The following is a 21,561-nucleotide window of genomic DNA, read 5'->3' as shown; positions in this document are numbered from 1 at the left end:
ATCTCGTCAGGCTGGGCGGCACCGCGTTAGGACTTCAAGGTCAAGGTGACGTTGCTAAGAGGAAGATTTTTTTGAATGCGCGCTGAACTCGGTGTGCCGCCACGTTGCTATTGCGGTGGTGGGTTGGTATCGCTGTGAATAGCGCAGGGACGCCATGCAGACGTTGCGTGATCGTTGTATCGCTGATGTTTGTGGGTGGTGCGCTCTGCCGTCGGAGGCAGTGATGCATGTTTGCGGTGATTGAACTATTGCGTCTTAACTTTATTGTCCATCAGTGGGGGATGGGGCAAGCTAAGCGACGTTATTATTGTGATAATCCGACCACGTGTATCGAGTTCTACGTTTATTACCCCTGCCTTTAAGTGTTGCGATCTCTTTGTCGGCGTTGGCAGACGAAAAACCGCCTAATTGGGGGTTGTGCCCCGCGACGTTGCCGTTACAGGGTTTTGAGCAGGCCCCCGGCATGGATAAGCATGTTGTTCAGAGTCGCCCTCAATTGCCGACCAACATTGAGGGTGACACGCTCACTGGTACCGCACGCACACCGCTGTACCAGGGCAATGTTTTGATGGCGCGTGGCGATCAGCTCTTGGGTGCCGATAGTGTACGGATGGATACCGAGACGGACAGTTATGTTGCTGAGGGGCATGTCCGTTACCAGGATTCTTCAATCTTGGTCGTTGCCGATCGTGCTGAGGGCAACCAGGATACGGATGTTCATAAGATCAGCAACATTCAATATCAGTTGATAGGTCGGCGTGGCAATGGTGTTGCTAAGTCTGTTGATATCCACGGTCAGGTTGGACAAACGCATGAGGCCACCTATACCACCTGCGATCCATCGCAAGCGATCTGGCGTCTCCGTGCTCCCGAAATTGATGTGGATAACGTGGAAGGTTTCGGCGTTGCGCGTCATGCGGTGTTTGAGGTTGGTCAATGGCCGGTGTTGTATCTGCCTTGGTTTAAATTTCCCATAGATAGCCGCCGCCAAACGGGATTGCTTTACCCGCAGTTAGGGTATTCCGGCCGCAATGGTTTTGACTATGCGCAGCCGATCTATCTCAATCTGGCACCGAACTATGACGCCACGCTGTATCCGCGTTACATGCAGAAGCGTGGTTTCATGATCGATACCGAATTTCGCTATTTATACGATGACGGCAAGTGGCAGACGCGTGCCGCTTTTATCCCTAACGATCAGTTGCGCGATAAAGATCGTGGGCGCTTCAGTTTCAATGGCTACCACAATATCGATAACCATTGGCAGGCGCGTGCTTCATTGGCCTGGGTCAGTGATACCCGCTATATGGAGGATTTTTCCAGCCGCCTTGTTGGGATGTCATCTCTGTCGAGCTTGCAAAGCACCGTCGGTGTGTACGGTACAGGTGAGACATGGACGGCTGGCCTGATGGCTGACCGCTGGCAACTCACTGATTACAGCTTGAATGAAAGTGCGTTGGCTTATAACCGTCAGCCGCGCTTGTTTTTCAACTGGGATAAGCCGGTGTTGGACTTTCTGGAATTCGGCCTGTACAGCGAGGTGGTGCGTTTCAAACACGATGATGCGTATTTGGTGGCACTCCAGAATGATGGCAATTATCTCCGTACCGGCGAGGTGATTCGCTATTACGGCGGCACTCGCCTGGATGTGAAGCCTTATGTATCGCTACCTTTCACGGGTGCGTCTTGGTACGTCACTCCGACGTTTGGGTGGCGCTATTCCTCCTATTATTTGGATAGCGGCATTGCAGAACAATTGAATGGGAGTCGCACGCCGGTGCGCAGCCTGCCTATCGTCTCTTTGGACTCGGGGGTGTACTTGGATCGTGACACCACTGTTTTCGGCAGGAACTATCTCAATACATTGGAACCGCGGTTTTACTATCTGTATGTCCCCTACCGTAACCAGAGTGATCTGCCGCTGTTCGATACTCGTGCGTTTACCTTCAGTTGGGGGCAACTGTTCCGCGACAGCCGCTACACTGGTCCCGACCGTCAAAACGACGCCAATCAGCTGACTCTAGCGGTCACGTCGCGGTGGCTGGATCAAAATACTGGCAAGGAGGATCTTGCGCTGAGTGTCGGCCAGATCCTGTACTTCAAGGATTCGCTTGTCACGTTGAGCGATAGTGAGGAACGTATCCAAAAGGGTAAGTCGGTTTGGGTTAGTGATGTGGCTTACAACGTCAACGACCGTTGGACGCTGAACGCAACGTACCAGTGGAATCCTAATTTCCGCCGCGATGATTTAGCCAGCGTCCGCGCCCGTTACTTGATCGGTAGCGATGGCATCATCAACCTGGCTTACCGTTATCGGCGTAATACCTTGGATGGGACAACCCAGCTCAAACAGACGGATTTTTCTTTCCTGTATCCAATCAATCCCCGTTGGAGTGCCATTGGTCGTTACTACTATTCGTTGTTGGATAAGAAGCCGTTGGAAATCATCGGTGGTCTCCAGTGGGATAGTTGTTGTTTAGCCGTACGCACCGTGCTCCGTCGTCACATGCGTGACCGGACAGGGAATATGGATAATTCTATTCAGCTGGAGTTTGTGTTTAAGGGCTTGAGCTCAGTGGGGCAGGACACAGATCGGGTCCTACGCCGTGCTATTCTCGGTTACTATCGCGATGACCTTTACTTGGTTCCGCCTAGTAATACGACGACCGATCCAGACGCTTACGATCCAAATAAGATTCCATGACCAGATATTTTTCTATTGTTCTCTCTTTGCTGTTGGCTGTGTCCTGCGTGTTTTTGCCGGTGGCGTCAGCACGACAGCAACAACATCAACCGCTTGATCGCATTGTTGCTGTGGTTGATGACAATGTGGTCTTGAAAAGCGAGCTTGATCGCGCGATTCACAATGTCAAATCACAGTATGTTGGCCATGAAGGCCAGTTACCGCCGGATGAAGTGTTGCAGCGCCAAGTGTTAGAACGCTTGATTTTGATCAAGCTGCAAGTTGCGCGGGCGCAGACCAATGGCATCCGCGTCAGTGACGATGAGCTGAATCAGGCCATTTCCAGCATTGCTGAGAATAATAAGACCAGTGTTGATGGTCTTCGCCAAAAATTAGTTGCCGAAGGGATTTCTTTCCCCGAATTCCGCCAGTCAGTGCGTGATGAGATTACCGTGCATCATTTGCGCCAAGGCTTTGCGCAGAGCCGTATTGTGGTCAGTGAAGGTGAAGTGGATACCGCACTCGCGCAGGCCAACAGCGGTGCCCAGTATCATCTACAGCACATCTTGGTTTCCTTGCCTGACGGGGCAACCTCCGAACAGATTGCGATTGCCCAGAAAAAAATCAATGGCATTAAGAGTGTGATCGATAAAGGCGAACTTGCCTTTTCCGCTGCCGCAGTACGTTATTCCGATAGTCCCAACGCGCTTGAAAGTGGTGATTTGGGCTGGCGTAGCCTTGACGAGATTCCCGAAGCATTTGCGCAGATGGTTCAAACCATGAAGCCTGGCCAGATCGTTGGTCCGCTGCGTGGCACCAGCGGTTTTCAGCTGCTTAAGCTCGTAGAAGTTCGCGATAGTACTGCTGCGGCGGGTCCGCGGCAGATGGCGACCGAATACCACGCCCGCCACATTCTGGTTCGTATTACTGATAAACAGAAAGAAGCGCAAGCCAAGGCCAAAATCGACACCCTGCGTGCTCGTATCGCTGGTGGTGCGGATTTCCAGACCGTTGCTCGAGAATCCTCAGAGGACGCTAACAACAGTAACCAGGGTGGGGATCTTGGTTGGTTCCCGTCCGATGCGTTTGGGGCTGACTTTGGCAACCATGTTAAAGCGCTTGCTGACGGCAACGTCTCCGAACCTTTCCGTAGCGCTGCCGGATGGCATATCGTGCAGCGTCTGGGCACCCGCCAGACAGATGTCACCAGGGAGAACCAGCGTGCCCAGATTCGTGACACGATTGGCCAACGCAAGTTAGAAGAATCTTATGAGCGTTTTTTGCGGGAACTCCGTAGTGAAGCGTATGTGAGTCTTCAGATTGAGGAGCCAGCTGACGATCACCATACTCCCAGTGCGGCGGTGACCCCGGCAACAGGGGCCGTATTACCGGCCGCAACGAAGCACTGATTTATGTTGCACCCCGCGCTTGCTTTGGTTCCTGGCGAACCGGCGGGCGTTGGCCCTGAATTGTGCGTGCGGTTGGTACAACAGCCGCGTCAAGATTGCCGACTTGTTGCCTTCGCCGATCCAGCCACCTTACAGGCTGCTGCCGCTGCACTAGATTTGCCGCTGCGTTTGCTTCCGCCCGAAGCACTCCCTGAGCGTCCTGGTGATCTGCCTATACAGGCCCATTGCCACGTTCATCCGACGCGTTTTGGTCACCCAGACCCTGCCAATGCTCCTGCGGTGATCGCTGCACTCTGTGAGGCGGCAAGCCACTGCGTACATGGAGTGCTGCATGGCATCGTCACTGGCCCGGTACACAAGGCCGTTATCAATCAGAGCGGCATCCATTACACCGGCACGACAGAATTGCTGGCCGCGCAGGCAGAGTGCGACGTAGTCATGATGTTGGCTAATCCGCATCTGCGCGTGGCCCTGGTCACCACCCATCTGCCGTTGCGTGATGTGCCGGACGCTATCACTGCAGCACTGTTAGAGCGGTGCTTACGGATTGTTAATACCGCGATGTGCGGTGACTTTGGCATCGCAACCCCTCGCATTGCCGTCCTTGGATTAAATCCGCATGCAGGTGAAGAGGGTTATCTTGGTCGCGAAGAACTGGATGTTGTCATCCCCGTGTTGCAGCGTTTGCGTGCCGAAGGCATGGTTTTGCTGGGGCCACTGTCTGCGGATACGGCGTTCTTGCCAACCAAGTTGATTGGCTATGATGCAGTGGTGGCGATGTATCACGACCAAGGGTTGCCAGTACTCAAACACAGCGGATTTGAACAGGCGGTCAATATCACCTTGGGCCTTCCCTATCCGCGTGTCGCTGTGGACCACGGCACCGCCCTTGACCTTGCTGGCCGTGGCGTTGCTGATCCTTCTAGTCTCTTTGCAGCCACTGCGCTATGTGCCCGGCTAGCTGCGTCGCGCGCCTTGCTGTCCGTACGTTCCTGATGACCGCGCCTCAGTGATTCCAAACGAGCGCCTTGTATCGGGCAGCTACCGTGTTTCCCTGTGATACAACCTCATCAACCGGCTGACAGCAGTAGCGTGAACATCCAGTTGCCGATGCCGCTCCGTGTGCGATGCCTTGCATTGCTAGACATTCCCATTGAGTGGATGCTCGCTCATTGTTACTGGTGGCTCCCGGCAAGAGGTGCAAAGCGGCATCGTTAACGCATGGCTGGAGACTGCTGCCTGTCGCGTATCCACGGACATACTTTCCCTTGCCTCTGGTATTGCCGAGCAAGCCTTACCTCTCATGAGAGCGTGCAAACAGACAAGACCCATGCCCAGCAGCGTCTCTGCTGCTGCAGAACATTATTTGGCCGTCCTTGGAGTGATCCAGCGTTGCTGCTGCACACCGCGTACCTGTGCTGCTGCCGTATCGCTCACATCGAAGACGAGCACCGTATTCTCCCCTTGGCGCTGCCACGCCCCCGGGAAGTAAAGCGCCCGCTGCGGGCCGATGTCCCAGTAGCGGCCAAGCATGTGACCATTGGCCCAGGTCACCCCCTTGCTGAAAGCCTCCATATCCAAAAATGTGTCTCCAGGCGTGCGGATAAACAACGTGCCACGATGAAAAGCAGGTCCTTGCATCGGTGCGGTTGTCCAACCGTGGATCGCTTCGGGCGTCTGCAACGGCAGCAGGAACGTTTCCCAATTGTTGACGCGTTCATGATTGAGCATCACCGGACCAATCAGCCCGGCGCGGCCGTCAGCCAGGTGCGGACCGTAGTTAACCCGTCCACTGTTTTCTACCAAGACATCCAGACAGTGAGTACCGGAGGGAATGTCAACCTCCACCCAGACCTGCTGCCGACGCCGTTCCGCCCGACCCACGAAGAGACGATCAACGTAGACATGGGCGTCATCCCGCACCTCACCCAGATACAGCCTGCCCTTCCGTGGCCCGTGGAGCGTGGTGCGGTACAAAATGTAACCGTAGGCCTGCCCATAGCGCTCCATCGGCTGCGGATCTGCTGTGGTGGCGACCGCTGCAGGCAGGTTGTCCCAGAGCGAAGCGGATGCGCGCAATGGCGTGTCCGGCAAATCGATAAAACGGCTTGCCGCTGGCAAAGGCGGCGGCTGGAGACCAGTCACACGGGTGATGACATCGCGGAACAGCGCGAACTTCGGCATCGGCCGTCCGGCTTCGTCCAACACCGCATCGTAATCGTAGCTTGTGGTTTGAGGGCTGTAATGGTCACTGGGACCACCTTGGAAGTTAGCACCATTCATAAAACCAAAACTGGTGCCGCCAACAAACATATACAGATTGATCGAATGCCCTTGCCGCAACATCCATTCGATCTCATCAGCCTGCTGCTTTGCATCAGTCTGCGCATGCGGCTTGCCCCACTGGTCGAACCACCCCGCCCAATATTCACCCACCAGCTGCGGCTGCCCAGGATGGAATGTGGCGAGCTTGTCGAGCGCCTGTTTTGCCTCACCCGGTGCGACATTCACCGCCGCCAGCACGTCCGGCAGCGTGCCATTGCCAAGCATCTGAGCCCCGTCGGCGGTAAACAACAGCGCACCTCCCAAACCGGCCTTGATGAATAGCGCGCGCACAGCCTGTAGATAGCCATGATCATCCCCATAAGAGCCGTACTCATTCTCAACCTGCACTGCAATGATGGGACCGCCATTGCCATTGAGCAGCGGCCTGACCTGTGTGCCGAGTGCCTCCAGATAGCGCTGACTGGCATCAAGAAAACGCGGATCCTGACTGCGCACCCGTAGCGTTGGATCGGCGAACAGCCACGCTGGGAACCCCCCTGCCTCCCATTCTGCACACACATATGGCCCGGGACGCAGAATCACGTTCAGACCTTGCGACGCTGCTTCACGCACAAAAGCACCAATGTCGTTATTCCCTGTGAAGTCGAATTGACCTTCACGGAGTTCAACCAGGTTCCAGAAAACATAGGTTTCCACCGTGTTCAACCCCATTGCTCGGGCTTTTTGCAAACGGTCCTTCCAGTACGCCCGCGGGATGCGTTGGAAGTGGATGGCACCCGAGATCAACTGATACGGCCTCCCATCACGGATGAATTGCGTTCCCCGAGTTGAAAAAGCAGGCCAAGGCGCGGCGCTAACTCCAATGGGCAGCACGATTGCGAATATCAGCGACAACGTGAGCAGGTGACGCAGCATGGGTATGTCTCAAAGAGGGAAAACGTGGCGTGATCCGATCCAGCATCGCCAGTCGGATGAAGCGCTGTCGTTCAATGGAAAAATCAGAAGACCGGGCATCCTTGCTCCATCGGCAGAGCATCATCCACCCAGAGTCGCCGCCCCGCGTTTTGTACTGACTGCTGCATCCATGAACGCGCCACATGGATACGGAAATAAGCATGGCTGTTCCTACACCGCTCATGCGTGTTTCGGAACTGGCTGCAATGCCATGAAAGATGGAGGCAGATCCTGCGGATGGGTGCCGAAATCGAGATTCGGTTGCGCACCCATCTCAAATTCCAGCGTCCCCCCTCCTGCCAATTCAGTGTGGCGCAGCCAAGCACGCGTCATCGGACTGCCGTTCCAGCGCAGTGCTTGCACATAGACATTGGACGCACTGGTGTGACGCGCCAAGATGCGCAGCTTACGGCCTCGGCCCACGTCCAACTCCGCGTATGGGAACAACGGGCTGCCGATCACATAGATACCGCTGACCGGATCCACTGCGTACATCCCCAGCGCACTGAGCACAAACCAAGCACTCATCTGCCCGCAATCCTCATTCCCGGACAGACCATCGCGCCCATCATGGTATTGCTCCCGGAGTAGGCGGCGCACCATCGCTTGCGTTTTGTACGCTTGCCCCGCATACACGTACAGATAGGCGATATGGTGGCTTGGCTCGTTACCGTGGGCGTACTGACCCACCATCCCATCAATATCCGGTGGTGCTCCTGGCGGCAATTCCGAGAGTGCAGAAAACAGAGCGTCGAGTTTGGCGGCAAAGTGATCAGCGCCGCCGAACAGAGCCATATAACCGTACACATCGTGCTGATTGAGGAACGTTGCCTGCCAAGCATTGCACTCCGTGAAATCGTGCCACTGCTTCAAGTGCCCCAACGCGCGTGGATCAAACGGCGTTGCCCAGGCACCATTTTCCAGACGCGGTTGCATAAAGCCACTGTCGCGGTTGAACACATGGCGATAATGGCGGGAGCGTGCGCGTAGCACCCGTGCCTCACTGTGCGCCCCTGCGGCGGTGGCCAAATGCGCACATGCCCAATCGTCATAGGCATACTCCAGCGTCCGGCTGACGGATTCATCCACCTTGTCACTGGGGATATAGCCGAGCCTGCGGTAGTACCGCAGACCGTGAGCGTGATCCTGCATGGCGCGCTTGCGGTAGTGCGGCCAAGCCGCCGCATAGTCGATGCCAGTGAATCCTTTTGTATAGCCCTCGGCGAGTGCTACCGCGGAGTGATAGCCGATCATGCAGCCGGTCTCCACGCCCTGTAATGGCCAGATCCCGACACCGTCCGGACACTCAGCCGCGCCACGGACCAGACATTGCAACAGATCCGGGACCCGATCCGACTGCACCAGCGTCAGCAGCGGATGCAGCGCGCGGTAGGTGTCCCATAAAGAGTAGGTACTGTAATTGTGGTAGCCAGTTGGCAGCGTATGCACCTGGAGATCCATACCGCGGTAGCGCCCATCCACATCACTGAACAACGTGGGCGCCAGCAGACTGTGGTACAGACTGGTGTAAAAAATGCGACGTTGCGCCGGATTGTCGGTTGCGATCCGCGCGCGCCCTAGAGCATTCTCCCAGGCCGCCACGGCCTCGGCATGTACACGGGCAAAATCGAAATCCGGCAATTCTGCGTCGAGATTGGCAAGCGCATTTGCGGCGCTGACCGCAGACAGGCCGACTTTGACCAGCAACGGCGCCTCGCCCGCATCGGGGAAGTGCAACGCCGCTTTCAGACACACGCCCTGAACCTGGCGCGTGTCCGCAGTCAGCGGCGCATCGTTGCTATACAACTGCGCACGTGCAAACGGGCGTGACAACCGCATAGCGAAGAAGAGATAGCGGCCCTTGGCCCACTGATACACACGGCGGCCGCCCAGTAGCGTGCGTGTATCGACGATCGATAACTCGACATCGCGCAACCGTGGTGGGGTGCTTGGGTTGTCCTGCATCGCGTGGCTCAAGTCCAACAGCAGGTGACCGGCTTGATGTTGAGGGAAATGGTAACGATGCAGGCCAGTCCGTGCGGTGGCGGTCAGCTCGGCCACAATGTCCGTGTCCTTCAGGCGCACCTGGTAGTAACCAGGCGAGGCCACTTCCTCGGCGTGATCGTAGCGTTGCCGGTAGCCGGTCTCAGGAGCATTGAGCGGCCCAGGTGCCAGCTTCACGTCCCCAGTCCCAGGCATGAGCAAAATGTCCAACATGTCGCCAATGCCCGTGCCGGAGAGGTGAGTGTGCGAGAACCCCATGATCGAGCCGTTGGAGGCGTGATAGCCGGAGCAAGCATCCCAGACCGCGTTATCGGTGTCCGGGCTGAGTTGCACCATGCCAAAAGGCAGCGTAGCCCCTGGGAAAGTGTGCCCATGACCGCTGCTGCCGATAAACACATCCACGTAACGCGTTAGATCTGCCTGTGCCTGTGTGTCAATGGGCAGTGCCCAGGTATTGGCGCGTGGATGTGCCAGAGCACGTAGCTGGCCAGTGCTGCCAATCAGCGTCAGGCTGATCGCACCCCGCAAAAAAGTGCGTCGTGTTGCCATCGTAGGTCTCCTCCGCCGTGTATGGAGTGGGAAGGTGTCTGAAGAGGTCGGGACAACTCATCCATTCAGCAGCGCAGCACAGCGGTTCCCTCCGAGCAGATGCGGCTTGCGTTGTGCCAGATCGACGATCAATTCACCGAACAAACTATTCGCCCAGGCGAACCAACTGCGGGTAAACGTGCTTGGGTCGTCCTGATGAAATGCTTCGTGCATGAAGCCGGTCCCGGCATGGGTGGTTTTCAGCCAGTGCAAACAGCGTTGGATCTGAGTGTCGTCGTGACTACTCAGCGCGTAATGGATGATCGACATCGGCCAAATAGTATTGCGCCCCGTGTGTGGGCTACCCACCCCAACAGCGGCGCGTCCCTGACAGAAATACGGATTCCGCGCGCTCCAGGCCAAGTCACGGGTGCGTAAGAACACCGGATCGGTCGACGTGCAGCAGCCCAGATAAGCCAAGCTGAGCAGGCTCGGAGCATTGGCATCATCCATAAATAATTGGTTGCCATAGCCATCTACTTCGTAGGCCCAGAAGGGGTGGTTGTCCGCATCGTGCATCAGCCCCAATTGCTGTGTCGCCTGCGCGATCTCGTGGGCTAGGCTGCGGCACTGGCTTGCAAATGCAGCATCATGGTGAATCGCCTCGCTCATTGCAGCCAGCTGGCGCAGCGTGATGACGGCGAACAGATTTTCTGGCACCGACAAGGGGTAGGTGCAGGCATCGTCGGAGGGACGGAACATCGAGTGCAGCATCCCGTTGGGTCGCGTCGGCGCGCCGTAGCCCTCCAGCATCAATGTTTCAGTGGCCCGCAGTGCTGGACGCTGGAAGGTATACGGGCCGAGAGTCTGCAAGCGTTGTTGTTCGCTGAAGGTGCGCAGCACGATGTGCATGGCCTGTCGCCAGTCCTCGTCAAACGGTGCGATATCGTCACTGGCGCGCCAATAGGCATGCGCTAAGCGGATGGGGTAACACAGGGAATCAATTTCCCATTTACGCTCCCCAATCCCTGGTTGCATCTGCGTCACATCGTTGACGGACCATTTCAAAGGGTGGCTAACCCCATCGGGCAGAAAGGCATTGGCGTAAGGGTCCAAACGGATGCATGACGCGTGGCGTTGGATCAGGCCGTGGAATAAACGGCGCAGCGCGGGGTCATGGCGGGCCAAGGGGACATAGGCCTGCACTTGTGCCGCAGAATCACGCAGCCAGAGTGCTTGGATATCGCCGGTGATGATGAAGGTGTCGGGCTTGCCGTTGCGGGTGCCGGTGGTGACGGTGGTGTCCAGCGTGTTCGGATAGCAGTTTTCAAACAGCCAAGCCAATTCAGGGTCAGCAATCTTGGCTTTGATGTGTATCAAATGCTGTTCCACCGCAGCACTGACAAAGCGGCGCTGTGCTTGGGGTGGGCGGCGGCTGATGAAGTCGGAGGATGATGCAGGGGGCTTGCCTGCGCGCGGTGCGCTCTGTGCCAGCCCTATGGGATTGAGCAGCGCAATCCCCGCGGTATGAGTGATAAAGCGCAGCAGGGTGCGGCGACTCAGGCGCTGCTGGAGGGGGAAGGGAGGCAATGGTGATGTCATGGGGTGATGTGCAGTGCACACCGACACACAGATGGTAGGGGGCTATGTGGCGGGTATCCCTTTCCTGCTGTCTTGTACGGCGGTGATGGGGCGCCAGTCATTGTGCAGGCGCTGGTGTGGCTGGGTCCGCTAGCTGGGGATGGAGGCATCCATGAGGTGCTGTTCATAGACAGTGTTGATGGCGCTGTTGCCATTGGGGCAGTGGTGTTGCGTGGTGACACGTTGCGTGAAATATCAATCTATCCATCTGTGCAATGCATTGGTGATGCGTTGGGTGGCTGTTGATGCTGGTGTGCGTGGCTGTGAGTGTTGCTGGGGTCATCTTCGCGGATTCTTCACACGAGGGGATGTGCTGTCGGGCACAGTACGCACCAAATTATTTCGGGAGCAGGGCGCGGCCGATGATTGAGAATGCGGCGGTTCCGCCGGGTGCGCCGGTGTTGGGTTGGCCACCGCCCACAAAGAGGTGGTAGTGACCGGCTTCGACGCTGCGTTGCCCGGTCTGCTGCACGCTGCTGAGTTGCCGTGCGTCTAGTGTGAAGGTCAGCAGGCGGGATTCGCCAGGGCGCAATGTCACTCTTTTGAAGCCGACCAGGCTGCGCAGCGGTGCCTGTGGGGAGTACGGGGGTTCTAGATAAAGTTGCACGACTTCATCACCAGCCCGGGTGCCGGTATTGCGGACGTGGGTAGTGACGGTCAAGGTGTTGCCCGCTTTCAGGGTTGCGGTGGAGAGCTGCGGTGCTTCGTAGGCGAATTGGGTATAGCTCAGGCCGTAGCCAAATGGATAGAGCGGTTGGCCTTTGAAGTAGCGATAGGTGCGTCCGGTCATGTCGTAGCTGATGTAGGGGGGCAGGTCCTGGGTCGAGCGGTAGAAGGTCACCGGCAGACGGCCGCCGGGATTGACGTCACCAGCCAGGGCTTGTGCGATCGCGGTGCCTCCAGATTGTCCGGGATACCATGCGGCGAGGATGGCGTCGGCATGGTGTTGTGCCCAATTCAGTGCAACGGCGCTGCCGCTCATGAGGACGACGATCAGGGGTTTGCCTGTGGTCTTCACATGTTGCAGCAGGGTTTCTTGGGTGGCGGGCAGGTCAATCGTGGTGCGGTCGCCGCCGCTGAACCCGGGGGTGTCGATGTGCAATTCTTCGCCTTCCACCTCAGGGGAGAGGCCGACGAAGGCGACGATGGCATCGGCATGTGCGACCGCACGTTCGGCTTCAGCCAGTTGTGGCGTTTCCGGGGCTAGCCATTCCAAACGCACGCCTTGGTCTTCGCCACGGTGTTCCATGTCCAGGCGGATGTGGTGTGGGCGGGTATCGGTAAAGTGAAGGGTTGCTTCAAGGTGTGTGTTATTTGTCTGCTGGGGGGCCGTGGTCGCTTGGGCCGCTGTGGCGTTGTCGGGGATGATTTGGCGATCGTCGATGTACAGGCGTATCGGGTCGCGGCCGTTGCAGTCGAAGCAGCGCGCGACATGCACGGCGAAGGTGTAGGTGCCGGGGCCGGGGGGGAGGAGTTCGCCGGTCCAGCGCACCGCGTAGCGGTGGGGGTTCATGCCTGGTGCGGGGGCGACGTGGTCCCAGTTGAAGGCGATGATGCGATCTTGACGCACTAGGTGCGGTGGGCCGGAAAAGTCAATCGTGTCGAAATATTCCCCTTTCAGTCCGGGGTGGCCGTGGTTGCGCAGTGCGGTTTCCGGGATGGTGTTTGGGACGCCGGGCGCCAGGGAGGCGCCTTGTGCATAGTGGACTTTGGCGGTACCGAAACGGGTCCGTAGGCCGGTCAGTGGGGTCACTGGGGTTGAGGAGGTGCCTTGGTAATTGGCTTCCAGGGCGGTGAGTGAGTCGGCGTCCGGGCCGAGGACTGCTAATGTGGTCTCGGGGGGTAACGGGAGTGTGTTGCCGGAGTTTTTCAAGAGGACGAGTGACTGGGCGGCCGCTTGTAGTGCAAGGGCGCGGTGCGCTGGGGTATCGATGTGCTTGATGCCGATGGCGGCATAGGGGTCGTGCTCGCGTGGTTGCAGCGTACCCAGGCGCTGGCGTGCGGTGAAGAGGCGGATGAGTGCCTGGTCCAGTGTTGATTCATCAATGTCGCCGCGCGCGATGGCTTGGTTGAGGTCGCGATAGGTGTTGCCGCAGTTGAGGTCGTTGCCGCTCTTGAGTGCGGCGGCTGAGGCGCTGGCGTTGTCTTGACGGAAGAAATGGAATCGGGTCATGTCTTCGATTGCGTCGCAGTCGGAGACCACAAAGCCGTTGAAGCCCCAGTCGTTGCGCAGACGTGTGTTGAGTAGCCAGTCGGAGGCACATGCGGGTGTGCCATGTAGGGCGTTGTAGGCACACATCACTGAGCCAGCATGGCCGTCGACAATCGCGGCGCGGAATGCGGGGGTGTAGGTCGCTTCCAGGTCGTATGCGGAGACATCCACGTCAAAGCTGTGGCGTCCTTGTTCTGGGCCACTGTGTACGGCGAAGTGTTTGGGGGTGGCGATGGTCCGTGGGTGGTCGGGGGTGTCCCCTTGCAGGCCACGGATGAAGCTCACTGCAAGTTGGCTGGTGAGGTAGGGGTCTTCACCGTAGGTTTCCATGCCGCGGCCCCAACGTGGGTCACGGAAAATGTTGATGTTAGGGGACCAGAGGGTGAGTCCTGCATAGCGGGGGTGGTCTTTGCCGGGGCCGCCGGTGAGGTTGAATTTGGCGCGGGCTTCGGTGGAGGTGACGGTGCCGACGTGTTGCAGTAGGTCGGTGTTCCAGCTTGCGGCCAGGCCAATGGCTTGGGGAAAGACGGTGGCGTAGCCGTTGCGGGCGATGCCGTGCAGTCCTTCGCTCCACCAGTCGTAGGCGGGGATGCCCAGGCGTGGGATGGCCGGGGCGGCGTTCATTGTTTGCGCAATTTTCTCTTGGCGGGTCATCTGTGCCACTAGGGCGGCGGCGTGTTGTTCGGGGGTGAGTGCCGCAGCGGTGGGTGTTGTGGCGAGTAACAGGGTGAGGGTGCTTGCCAGTATGGGGGGGGCTGCAATGGGCAATGGCATCGCATTATTCCTGGGCGTGGGAGACGTGACGGGGGCTGGTTGGAGAGGCGGGGAGCAATAAAGGGTGTGGTGTCACTGGGCTGCTTCGGGTTCGGGTGGGGCACCGGCCAGGGTTGCGGCCAGGTCACGGATGTGCAGGGCGTGTTGGAGTTGTGTCAGTGGGGCGGTGCTGCGGATATGGATGGTCAGGGGTTCTCCGGGGAGGAGGTCGAAGGCGTTATCAGAAAGTTGCGCATCAATATCGCCAAATGATAGCCAGACGTTGCGTGCCAGGGTCGGGCTGGTCAGGGTGAGTAGAGAGATGCCGTGGTCTGTCTTCCAGGCGTTGTGGATGTGGGTCTGGGGGAGTTTTAGGTGTTTGGGGGCGTCGAAAAGGAGGGTTTGACGTGATAGGAGGGTGTTGCCATCCAGGAGTTCAAACACGGCAACGGTGTGTGTGGGGTCGGCGTGGCCGAGGAGTTGTGCGTCGCTGTAGTGTGCGACTTGGAGGCTACTCAAGGGGGGCAGTGTGGTGTGTTGGTCGTCGGTGTGGTGTGGTGTGCCGTCCATGTCTAGGACGCGCAGGCGCCAATGGACGTGCAGGGGTGTGGTGTGGTCGGAAACGAGGGAGACGGTGGTCATGCCGTCTTTACGGAGTGCGGCGATCATGAGGGGGGCGTAGAAGCGGCGTGCGTAGTAGTGCAGGGCTTTCCAACGTCCTGCGTAATCAATGCTGGACCAGGAGGCGCCGGGCCAGACGTCGTTAAGTTGCCAGTAGAGGGATCCCATGGTCTGTGGCCGTGCGGCACGCAGGTGTTGGGCGGCAATGGCAATGCCTTCGGCCTGCATCAGTTGACTCAGGTAGATGAAGCTTTCGAAATCTTTGGGTTCGCCGAATGCGCGACGGATGTACAGCAGAAGGCGTTGGTTGCCGTTGCCGTTGTCAAATTTTTGGTGGGCACGCATCACTTGGGATGTGAGGGAGAGGTCTTCTGGGCGGGTGAATGTGCGGATGGTGCGCAGATCCGGAAGGGATTGCAGGCCATATTCGGACATGAAGCGCGGGGTGATATTGAGGTATTCGGTGACTGGGAGTGCGGGGTTGCCCCAGACTTTCCAGTAGTGCATGTCGCCGTCGTTGGTTTGGTCTGCTGGGCCGTCGAGGTCGGTGCCGGGGGAGGTGGCCCAGTATGGGGTGCCGGGGGAGTAGAGGTGGACGGCTTCGCGCAGGACGCTGCCGAACAGGGTGGTCATGCCGCGCTCTATGTTGCTGCGTTCTTCAGGGGGCAGGGATTGTTTGAAGGTGATGCGGTCGGCCCAATGTTCCCAGCCGGTCTGTACTTCGTTGTTGCCGCACCACAGAACGATGCTGGGGTGGTCGCGAAGTCGGGTGAGTTGTTCGATGGCTTCTTGGCGGACGTTTTCGCGGAAGTCCACGTCGTCGGGGGGGATGGCGCCGCCGAACATGAAGTCTTGCCAAATCATGATGCCCAGTGCGTCGGCCAGGGCGTAGAAGTGTTCGTCTTGATAGTGGCCGCCGCCCCAGACGCGGAGCATGTTCATATTGGCGGCGTGGGCGTCTTGGAGGGTGCGGCGGATGGTCGCTTCGGTCACGCGGGTGGGGATGCTGTCGAATGGGATGAGGTTGGCGCCTTTGGCGAAGATCGGAATGCCGTTGACCACGAGGGTCATGCTTTTGCCCCATTGGTCCGGTTCGCGACGCAGGGTGATGGTGCGTAGGCCGGTGATGCGTTCGATGTGTTGGATGGTGCCGGCGGCATCGCGGACGGTGGCTTTAAAGGTGTAGCGGTCTGGGGTGCCGTAGCCGACGGGGAACCAGCGCCGCGGTTGGGCAATCCGCACGGGGAGGTGGATGTGGTTGGTGCCGGTGTCGAGGGTGGGGTGTTGGCGGTATTGGGCGATTGGGCGGCCGTCTGGGTCAAAGATTTGCAGGGTGATGTGGGCGGGGCCACGATGCGTTGCATCTAGGGTGAGTTGTGCTTCTAGGTGTGCGGTGTCGGCGTCGATGCGTTGTTGGGCGATGTGCAGGTCATTGATGCGGGTGGTGTCCCAGGTGTCCAGGGTGACGTTTTTCCAGAGGCCGGTGGTGACGATGCGTGGTCCCAGTCCCAGCCGAATTGGTAGGGTGCTTTGCGTACGTAGGTGGCGCTGTGGCGTGCGGTTGGTTCGTCGTGGAAGGCGGAGTCGTAGGCGCCGGGGAGGGCATAGGGTTGTTGTGTGAGCCAGGGTTGAATCTTTTTGATGGGTGAGTAGAGGGTTATTTCCAGGATATTTTCACCGCGTTTGAGCAGTGGTTTTGCGTCCACGCGCCAGCGCCGAAACATGTTGTTGGGATGGAGCAGGGGGGTGCCGTTGAGGGTGACGGTGGCGAGGGTGTCGATGCCGTTGAAGACGAGTTCGATATGTTGGCGGGTCAGTGTGGCGGTGTCGATGTGGAAATGGGTTTGGTATTGCCAGTCGTTGAGGCCGATCCATTGAATCTGTGCTTCTTGGTCACGGTAGAAGGGGTCGGGGACGATGCCAGCGGCGATGAGGTCGGTTTGTACGGTGCCGGGGACGTGTGCGGGCAGCCAGGTGGTTGTTTTTAAGGGGAGGGTGGGTGTTGTGGGTTGGTCAGGGGCGAGGCGCAGGTGCCAGTTGCTGAGGGGGTGGCTGCTGGGTGGGGCGGCCGAGGCAGTGAGGAGGGTGCCAAAGGCGAGTAGGGGGAAGGCGGCCAGGCGGAGGCAGATGTGTCGGTGGCGTGGCATAGGGGGTGTGGGGTTCAGTGTGTGGGTGGCGGAGGTGATGCGGGGGTGTTGTGGATCAGTTGGACGCGACCAATGGCATACAGTGGGCCGTGGATGGGGGCGGTGATGCGTAGGCACAGGTCGTGGACGCCGATGGTCGGTGGTAATGGGGCGTCGAGGGTGAATGGTTCGCCGATGGTGTCTCCGGGCGGGAGGGGGATCACGGCCAGTGGTTTTTTGTTGCAGTCGGTGCGGATTTCCAGTTCGCCGTGTGCGGTGTGTTTGGGATATTGAATGACTTTGGATTGGTCGTGGGCCAGGCCGTAGTTGCGTGCTAGGCGTGCGGCGTCGATGTGGATGACTTGTATGTTGTTGAGGCGTATTTGGGGGACGATCCAGCAGGCGTGGAATAGGTCGACGTTGTACACGGGGGTGTTGGGGTCGGGCATGTCTGGTAGGAGGGGGACGCGTAATCCCAGTGGTCCTTTGTCGGAGCAGTTGCGTAATTCTTGGGTGTCCACGCTCAGCAGTGTGTTGTGGTCGAAGGTGCGGCTGCGGGTGGTGGCCAGGGGGCGGCCGTCTTCGGTGAATACGGTTGCTTTGACGGTGGTGGGGAGGGTGATGGGAAATGGGGCGGTGTAGCGGGGGGAATGTAGGGTCGGTTCGTTGCCGTTTGTGGTGTAGTGAATTTGGCCGGTGTTGGTTTGGTTGCTGAGTGTGATGTGAGGGGGGGCGCCAGCAAGGACGTAGGCTGAGCGGTGTTGCAGCATGATGTCGGGGGCGAATGGGCCGTCGCTGTAGTCGATGTGCAGGGTGCGGTAGCGGTGTAGTTGTGGGGGGAGGCGTTTGAGGAAGTTGTCCCAGTTGCGTGCGGTCATGGGGGACCAGGCGACTTCGGCGACGGCGGCGAGGCGTGGGAATAGGGCGTGGTCGATGTGCCAGCGTGAGGGGATGTATTCGCTCCACAGGGCGCTTTGTAGGCCCAGGATGTGGATGGCTTGGTCGGGGGTCAGTTCTTTGGGGACGGGGTCCAGTGCGTAGACGCGGGAGAGGGGCAGGGTGGCGAGGCGGCCGTTTGGTTCGTCGTTGCGTTCGGTTTGCAGGTTGTCTAGGTACATCCAGCCAGCGGGGGCGAGGACGACGTCGTGTCCTTGTTGTGCGGCAGTAATGGCGCCTTCGACGCCGCGCCAGGACATCACTGCGGCGTTGTCTGGCAGGCCGCTTTGGATGATTTCATCCCAACCGATCAGGCGTCGGTCATGTGTTGTCAGGTATTGGGAAAGTTGTGTGTTGAACCAGCCTTGCATGGCATGTGTGTCTTTCACGCCCAGTTTGCGCATTTGGGCGTGGATGGTGTGTGAGGCTTCCCATTGATCTTTAACGGCTTCGTCGCCGCCGATGTGGATGTATTGGGAGGGGAATAGGGTGAGTACTTCGTCGAGTACATTGCGGATGAAGTCCAGGCTGGGTGTGCTGGTGTCGAAGAGGTAGGGGTTGATGCCCCAGTCGACGCTGACGGGTGGGGTGGTGCCGGTGACTCCGATGATGTCGGGGTAGGCTGCCACGGCGGCTTGTGCATGGCCGGGCATGTCGATTTCGGGGAGTATGGTGATCTGTCGTTCGGTGGCGTAGGCCACGAGTTCGCGGATTTGATCTTGGGTGTAGAAGCCGCCGTAGCGTTCTGGGGTGCCGTGGCGTCCGGCGCCCGGTGGGATGCGTTCGGCGCCGATTGCAGTGAGTTTGGGGTAGCGTTTGATTTCGATACGCCAGCCTTGGTCGTCGGTGAGGTGTAGGTGCAGGACGTTGAGTTTGTGTTGTGCCATGGCGTCAATCACGTGTTTGACGGTGTCTACGTCGTGGAAGTGACGGGCGACGTCAAGGAGTTGGCCGCGCCATTTGAAGCGTGGCCAGTCGTGAATGGTGACGGTAGGGATTTCGGTTGGGCCTTGGTTGCTGTCGGCGGTCAGTAGTTGCCATGCAGTGATCGCGCCGTAGAACAGTCCTGCTCCGTCTCGTGCCGTGATATGCATGCCTTGGTTGGGGAGGGCTTGCAGGGTGTAGCCTTCTGTCTGAGTGACGGGTGATTGTGGGTCGCGTTGTAGGCGGATGCTGTCTGGTGTGGGGGTGGTTTCGGTGTGGATGTGTAATGTCAGGTTGCGGGTGTGCTGTAGCAGTGTGGCTAGGTAGGTGGCGCTGTGTTGTGCGTCGGTATCGTTGGGGGGGATGGAGATCAGGGTGTGGGGGCCAATGTGGATTTGGCCGTGACCGCGTTGTATTTGAACGGGTGCAGGGATCAGTGGTAGTGGTGGTAGTGGTGGGCCGGAAGCAGTTCTCGGGGGTAATGGGTGTTGTGATTTTTTATGGTGTGATGCGGTGGTGTCGAAGCTCGTTGTTGACAGTGCGGCAATGCACAGGGTGAGCAATGCCCGCAGTAATGGGAGTGCCTGTGTTGGGTGGACGGGGGTGGGGGGCATCCTGTTGTTTCCTTGGGGGTTGGCGTGTGCTGCGTTGTATGGTGGCAGGTCGCGGCAACACGCCAAGGGGAGTGTTTAGTGGGTGGCGAGGGGCAGTTCATCCCACATTTTTGGGTCTTCGGCACCAAGCACCCAGCAGCTGAAACCCTGGAGTCCATTCTGTTTCACCAGGTCATAGCGTGCACGGAAGCTGTGTGCGTCAGGGCGGAAGACCCATTCGCGCATGTTGTCGCGGTAAAAGTAGAACCATGATTCTTGTTCTATAGGATCCCATTGCACGTTGGCTTTTTGTGCGATGGCTAATGGGAATGATTTGTCGGCGTCAATGTAGGTGCCGGAAATGTTGGAGTTTTCAGTGCCGTCTTTTCTGACTGGGTTACCGGTGAACCAGCGGTAGCCATAGGTGGGGATTCCCAGAGATAGTTTTTCTTTCGGTACCTGGGTCAGTGCGTATTCCAAGTGCTTTTTGGTCCAGGGCATGCCGGCAACGGGGCCGGGGGTGGTCCAACGGGTGTGTTGGTCGTAGGTCATCAGGCTGATGAGGTCGGCGGCTTGACCGAGTGCTTTCAGGTCGTAGACACCGCGCCAGTATTCCCACATCCATTTGGAGAAGTCGCCTCCTTCTTCTGGGTGGCCAGGTGCATTGGGGACGATGGCGATTGATAGGGTCATGCCTGCTTTATGTAGGGCTTCGGCGGTCTGTTTGACCATCAAGGTATAGGCGCCACGGTCGGTTTGGGCGATGTTTTCAAAGTCGAATTGGAAGCCTTTGTAGCCGCGTGCTTTGCTTTCTTTTACCAGGAATGTGTTCATCCGGGTTTTTGCTGCTTCGTCATGCAGAAGTGTGTGAAAGCCGTCGCGGCTGCCGGACATGGAGAGGATGGGGGTGAGGGTGATTTTCTTTTGTTGGGCGATGCGGTAGACGTGTTCGTTAGGTGTGCCGTTGACAACTCCCGTTGGGTCTACTCTGTACCAGGTGGGGACGAGTGTGTCGATTTTGTCGGCGTGGGCAAGGAAGGAGTTTGTCGATTTATCGCTGTTCATCAAGTAGAACAGGGCCGTTGGATTTTTTGCGGTCGCAGGCAGTGCAAAAATGAGTGTTAGTAGTAGGGCGAAGGGACGTTGTGTCATACGGGGGGAGTCCATCAAATGGTGGATGAAAGAAGGTGGTGTTACGCGATCGGGAATGTCTATGGGGTTGAGGGGGCAGGTTGCAGGGGGCGGCTGTTTATTGGGATGGTGTAGGGGCCTTTTTATTGAGGTGAAAATGTGTTTTAGCGGTGTGTTGTGTGTGTTTTGAGATTGCAGGGTGTGTCAGGTGCGGTATGTGGTGTTATCGCCGCGGTGTAGTTGATCTGGAAGCAGTGTGCCGGTTGGGATAAAGGTGAGTGAGACGGAGTTCAGGCAATACCGTTCGTAGGTCGGTGGCGGGCCGTCCGGGAAGAGGTGGCCAAGGTGGCTGTTGCAGCGTGCGCAGAGGATTTCGGTGCGGATCATGCCGTGGCTGGTGTCGTGTTGTTTGCGTATATGTGTGTGTGTGTAGGGTTCGAAGAAGCTCGGCCAGCCAGTGCCAGATTTGAATTTGGCGTTGGAGTGGAAGAGGGGGAGGCCGCAGAGCCGGCAGGTGTAGGTTCCAAGCTGGTTGTTGTCCAGCAGTCTGTTGCAGAACGGTGCTTCTGTGCCGTGTTGCAGGAGGATGCGGCGTTCTTCGGCGTTGAGTGTGGCAATCAGTGCTTCACGTTGCGATGGGGATGGCGGGGTTAGGTCGAAAGTGACATTCATCGTAAGGTCTGAGGAGAGGATGCGGTGGAAGATGTCAATACGGTTGTTGATGTTTTGGATGAAGTCACGTTTTTGTGGATAGATTTGG

At 58.1% G+C, this 21,561-nt stretch carries 11 protein-coding genes and 1 pseudogene; 4 read left to right on the top strand and 8 right to left on the bottom strand.

Features of this window, described 5'->3' with window-relative positions:
- Positions 1-325: 325 nt before the first annotated feature.
- The 3 genes from lptD to pdxA are packed head-to-tail and all read left to right on the top strand — an operon-like array spanning position 326 to position 5,088.
- On the top strand, positions 326-2,704 hold the full coding sequence (lptD, locus tag F7G16_RS10125) for an LPS-assembly protein LptD (RefSeq protein ID WP_011098274.1): 2,379 nt from the start codon (positions 326-328) through the stop codon (positions 2,702-2,704).
- On the top strand, positions 2,701-4,092 hold the full coding sequence (locus F7G16_RS10120) for a peptidylprolyl isomerase (RefSeq protein ID WP_004088162.1): 1,392 nt from the start codon (positions 2,701-2,703) through the stop codon (positions 4,090-4,092). Before lptD ends, F7G16_RS10120 begins: the two co-directional genes overlap by 4 nt.
- A 3-nt stretch (positions 4,093-4,095) precedes the next feature.
- Positions 4,096-5,088 carry a 4-hydroxythreonine-4-phosphate dehydrogenase PdxA gene (pdxA, locus tag F7G16_RS10115; RefSeq protein ID WP_004084423.1) on the top strand — a complete coding sequence of 331 codons (993 nt, stop codon included), beginning with the start codon at positions 4,096-4,098 and terminating at the stop codon, positions 5,086-5,088.
- A 366-nt stretch (positions 5,089-5,454) separates the two neighbouring features.
- Here the strand turns inward: pdxA and F7G16_RS10110 are convergent, their stop codons facing one another.
- The 3 genes from F7G16_RS10110 to F7G16_RS10100 form a co-directional block, all read right to left on the bottom strand.
- Positions 5,455-7,293, bottom strand: coding sequence for a glycoside hydrolase family 35 protein (locus tag F7G16_RS10110; RefSeq protein ID WP_004088164.1), 1,839 nt, complete (start codon positions 7,291-7,293; stop codon positions 5,455-5,457).
- Between the two features lie 219 nt (positions 7,294-7,512).
- Positions 7,513-9,885, bottom strand: coding sequence for a GH92 family glycosyl hydrolase (locus F7G16_RS10105; protein ID WP_004088166.1), 2,373 nt, complete (start codon positions 9,883-9,885; stop codon positions 7,513-7,515).
- A gap of 57 nt (positions 9,886-9,942) precedes the next feature.
- A complete protein-coding gene (locus F7G16_RS10100; protein WP_004088167.1) occupies positions 9,943-11,466 on the bottom strand; it encodes a glycoside hydrolase family 125 protein in 1,524 nt (507 codons plus the stop codon).
- Between the two features lie 72 nt (positions 11,467-11,538).
- Between F7G16_RS10100 and F7G16_RS10095 the strand changes: the two genes are divergently transcribed.
- The gene (locus F7G16_RS10095; protein ID WP_012382744.1) at positions 11,539-11,751 is read left to right on the top strand and encodes a hypothetical protein; all 213 of its coding nucleotides are present in this window, start codon (positions 11,539-11,541) and stop codon (positions 11,749-11,751) included.
- Positions 11,752-11,842: 91 nt separating this feature from the next.
- Here the strand turns inward: F7G16_RS10095 and F7G16_RS10090 are convergent, their stop codons facing one another.
- The 5 genes and pseudogenes from F7G16_RS10090 to msrB form a co-directional block, all read right to left on the bottom strand.
- On the bottom strand, positions 11,843-14,491 hold the full coding sequence (locus F7G16_RS10090; RefSeq protein ID WP_004088169.1) for a glycoside hydrolase family 3 protein: 2,649 nt from the start codon (positions 14,489-14,491) through the stop codon (positions 11,843-11,845).
- Positions 14,492-14,563: 72 nt separating this feature from the next.
- Positions 14,564-17,238, bottom strand: a pseudogene (locus F7G16_RS10085) (beta-mannosidase).
- Between the two features lie 14 nt (positions 17,239-17,252).
- Entirely contained in the window at positions 17,253-19,691 is a 2,439-nt protein-coding gene (locus F7G16_RS10080; protein ID WP_004088173.1) for a beta-N-acetylhexosaminidase, read from the bottom strand.
- A gap of 75 nt (positions 19,692-19,766) precedes the next feature.
- On the bottom strand, positions 19,767-20,822 hold the full coding sequence (locus tag F7G16_RS10075) for a glycosyl hydrolase family 18 protein (RefSeq protein ID WP_004088175.1): 1,056 nt from the start codon (positions 20,820-20,822) through the stop codon (positions 19,767-19,769).
- Positions 20,823-21,005: 183 nt separating this feature from the next.
- The gene (gene msrB / locus F7G16_RS10070) at positions 21,006-21,473 is read right to left on the bottom strand and encodes a peptide-methionine (R)-S-oxide reductase MsrB (protein ID WP_004088178.1); all 468 of its coding nucleotides are present in this window, start codon (positions 21,471-21,473) and stop codon (positions 21,006-21,008) included.
- Positions 21,474-21,561: the final 88 nt, after the last annotated feature.

The organism is Xylella fastidiosa (assembly GCF_011801475.1).
Classification (GTDB): domain Bacteria; phylum Pseudomonadota; class Gammaproteobacteria; order Xanthomonadales; family Xanthomonadaceae; genus Xylella; species Xylella fastidiosa.
Note: the sequence above shows the minus strand (reverse complement) of the source record. Positions and strands in the feature narration are given on the sequence as shown.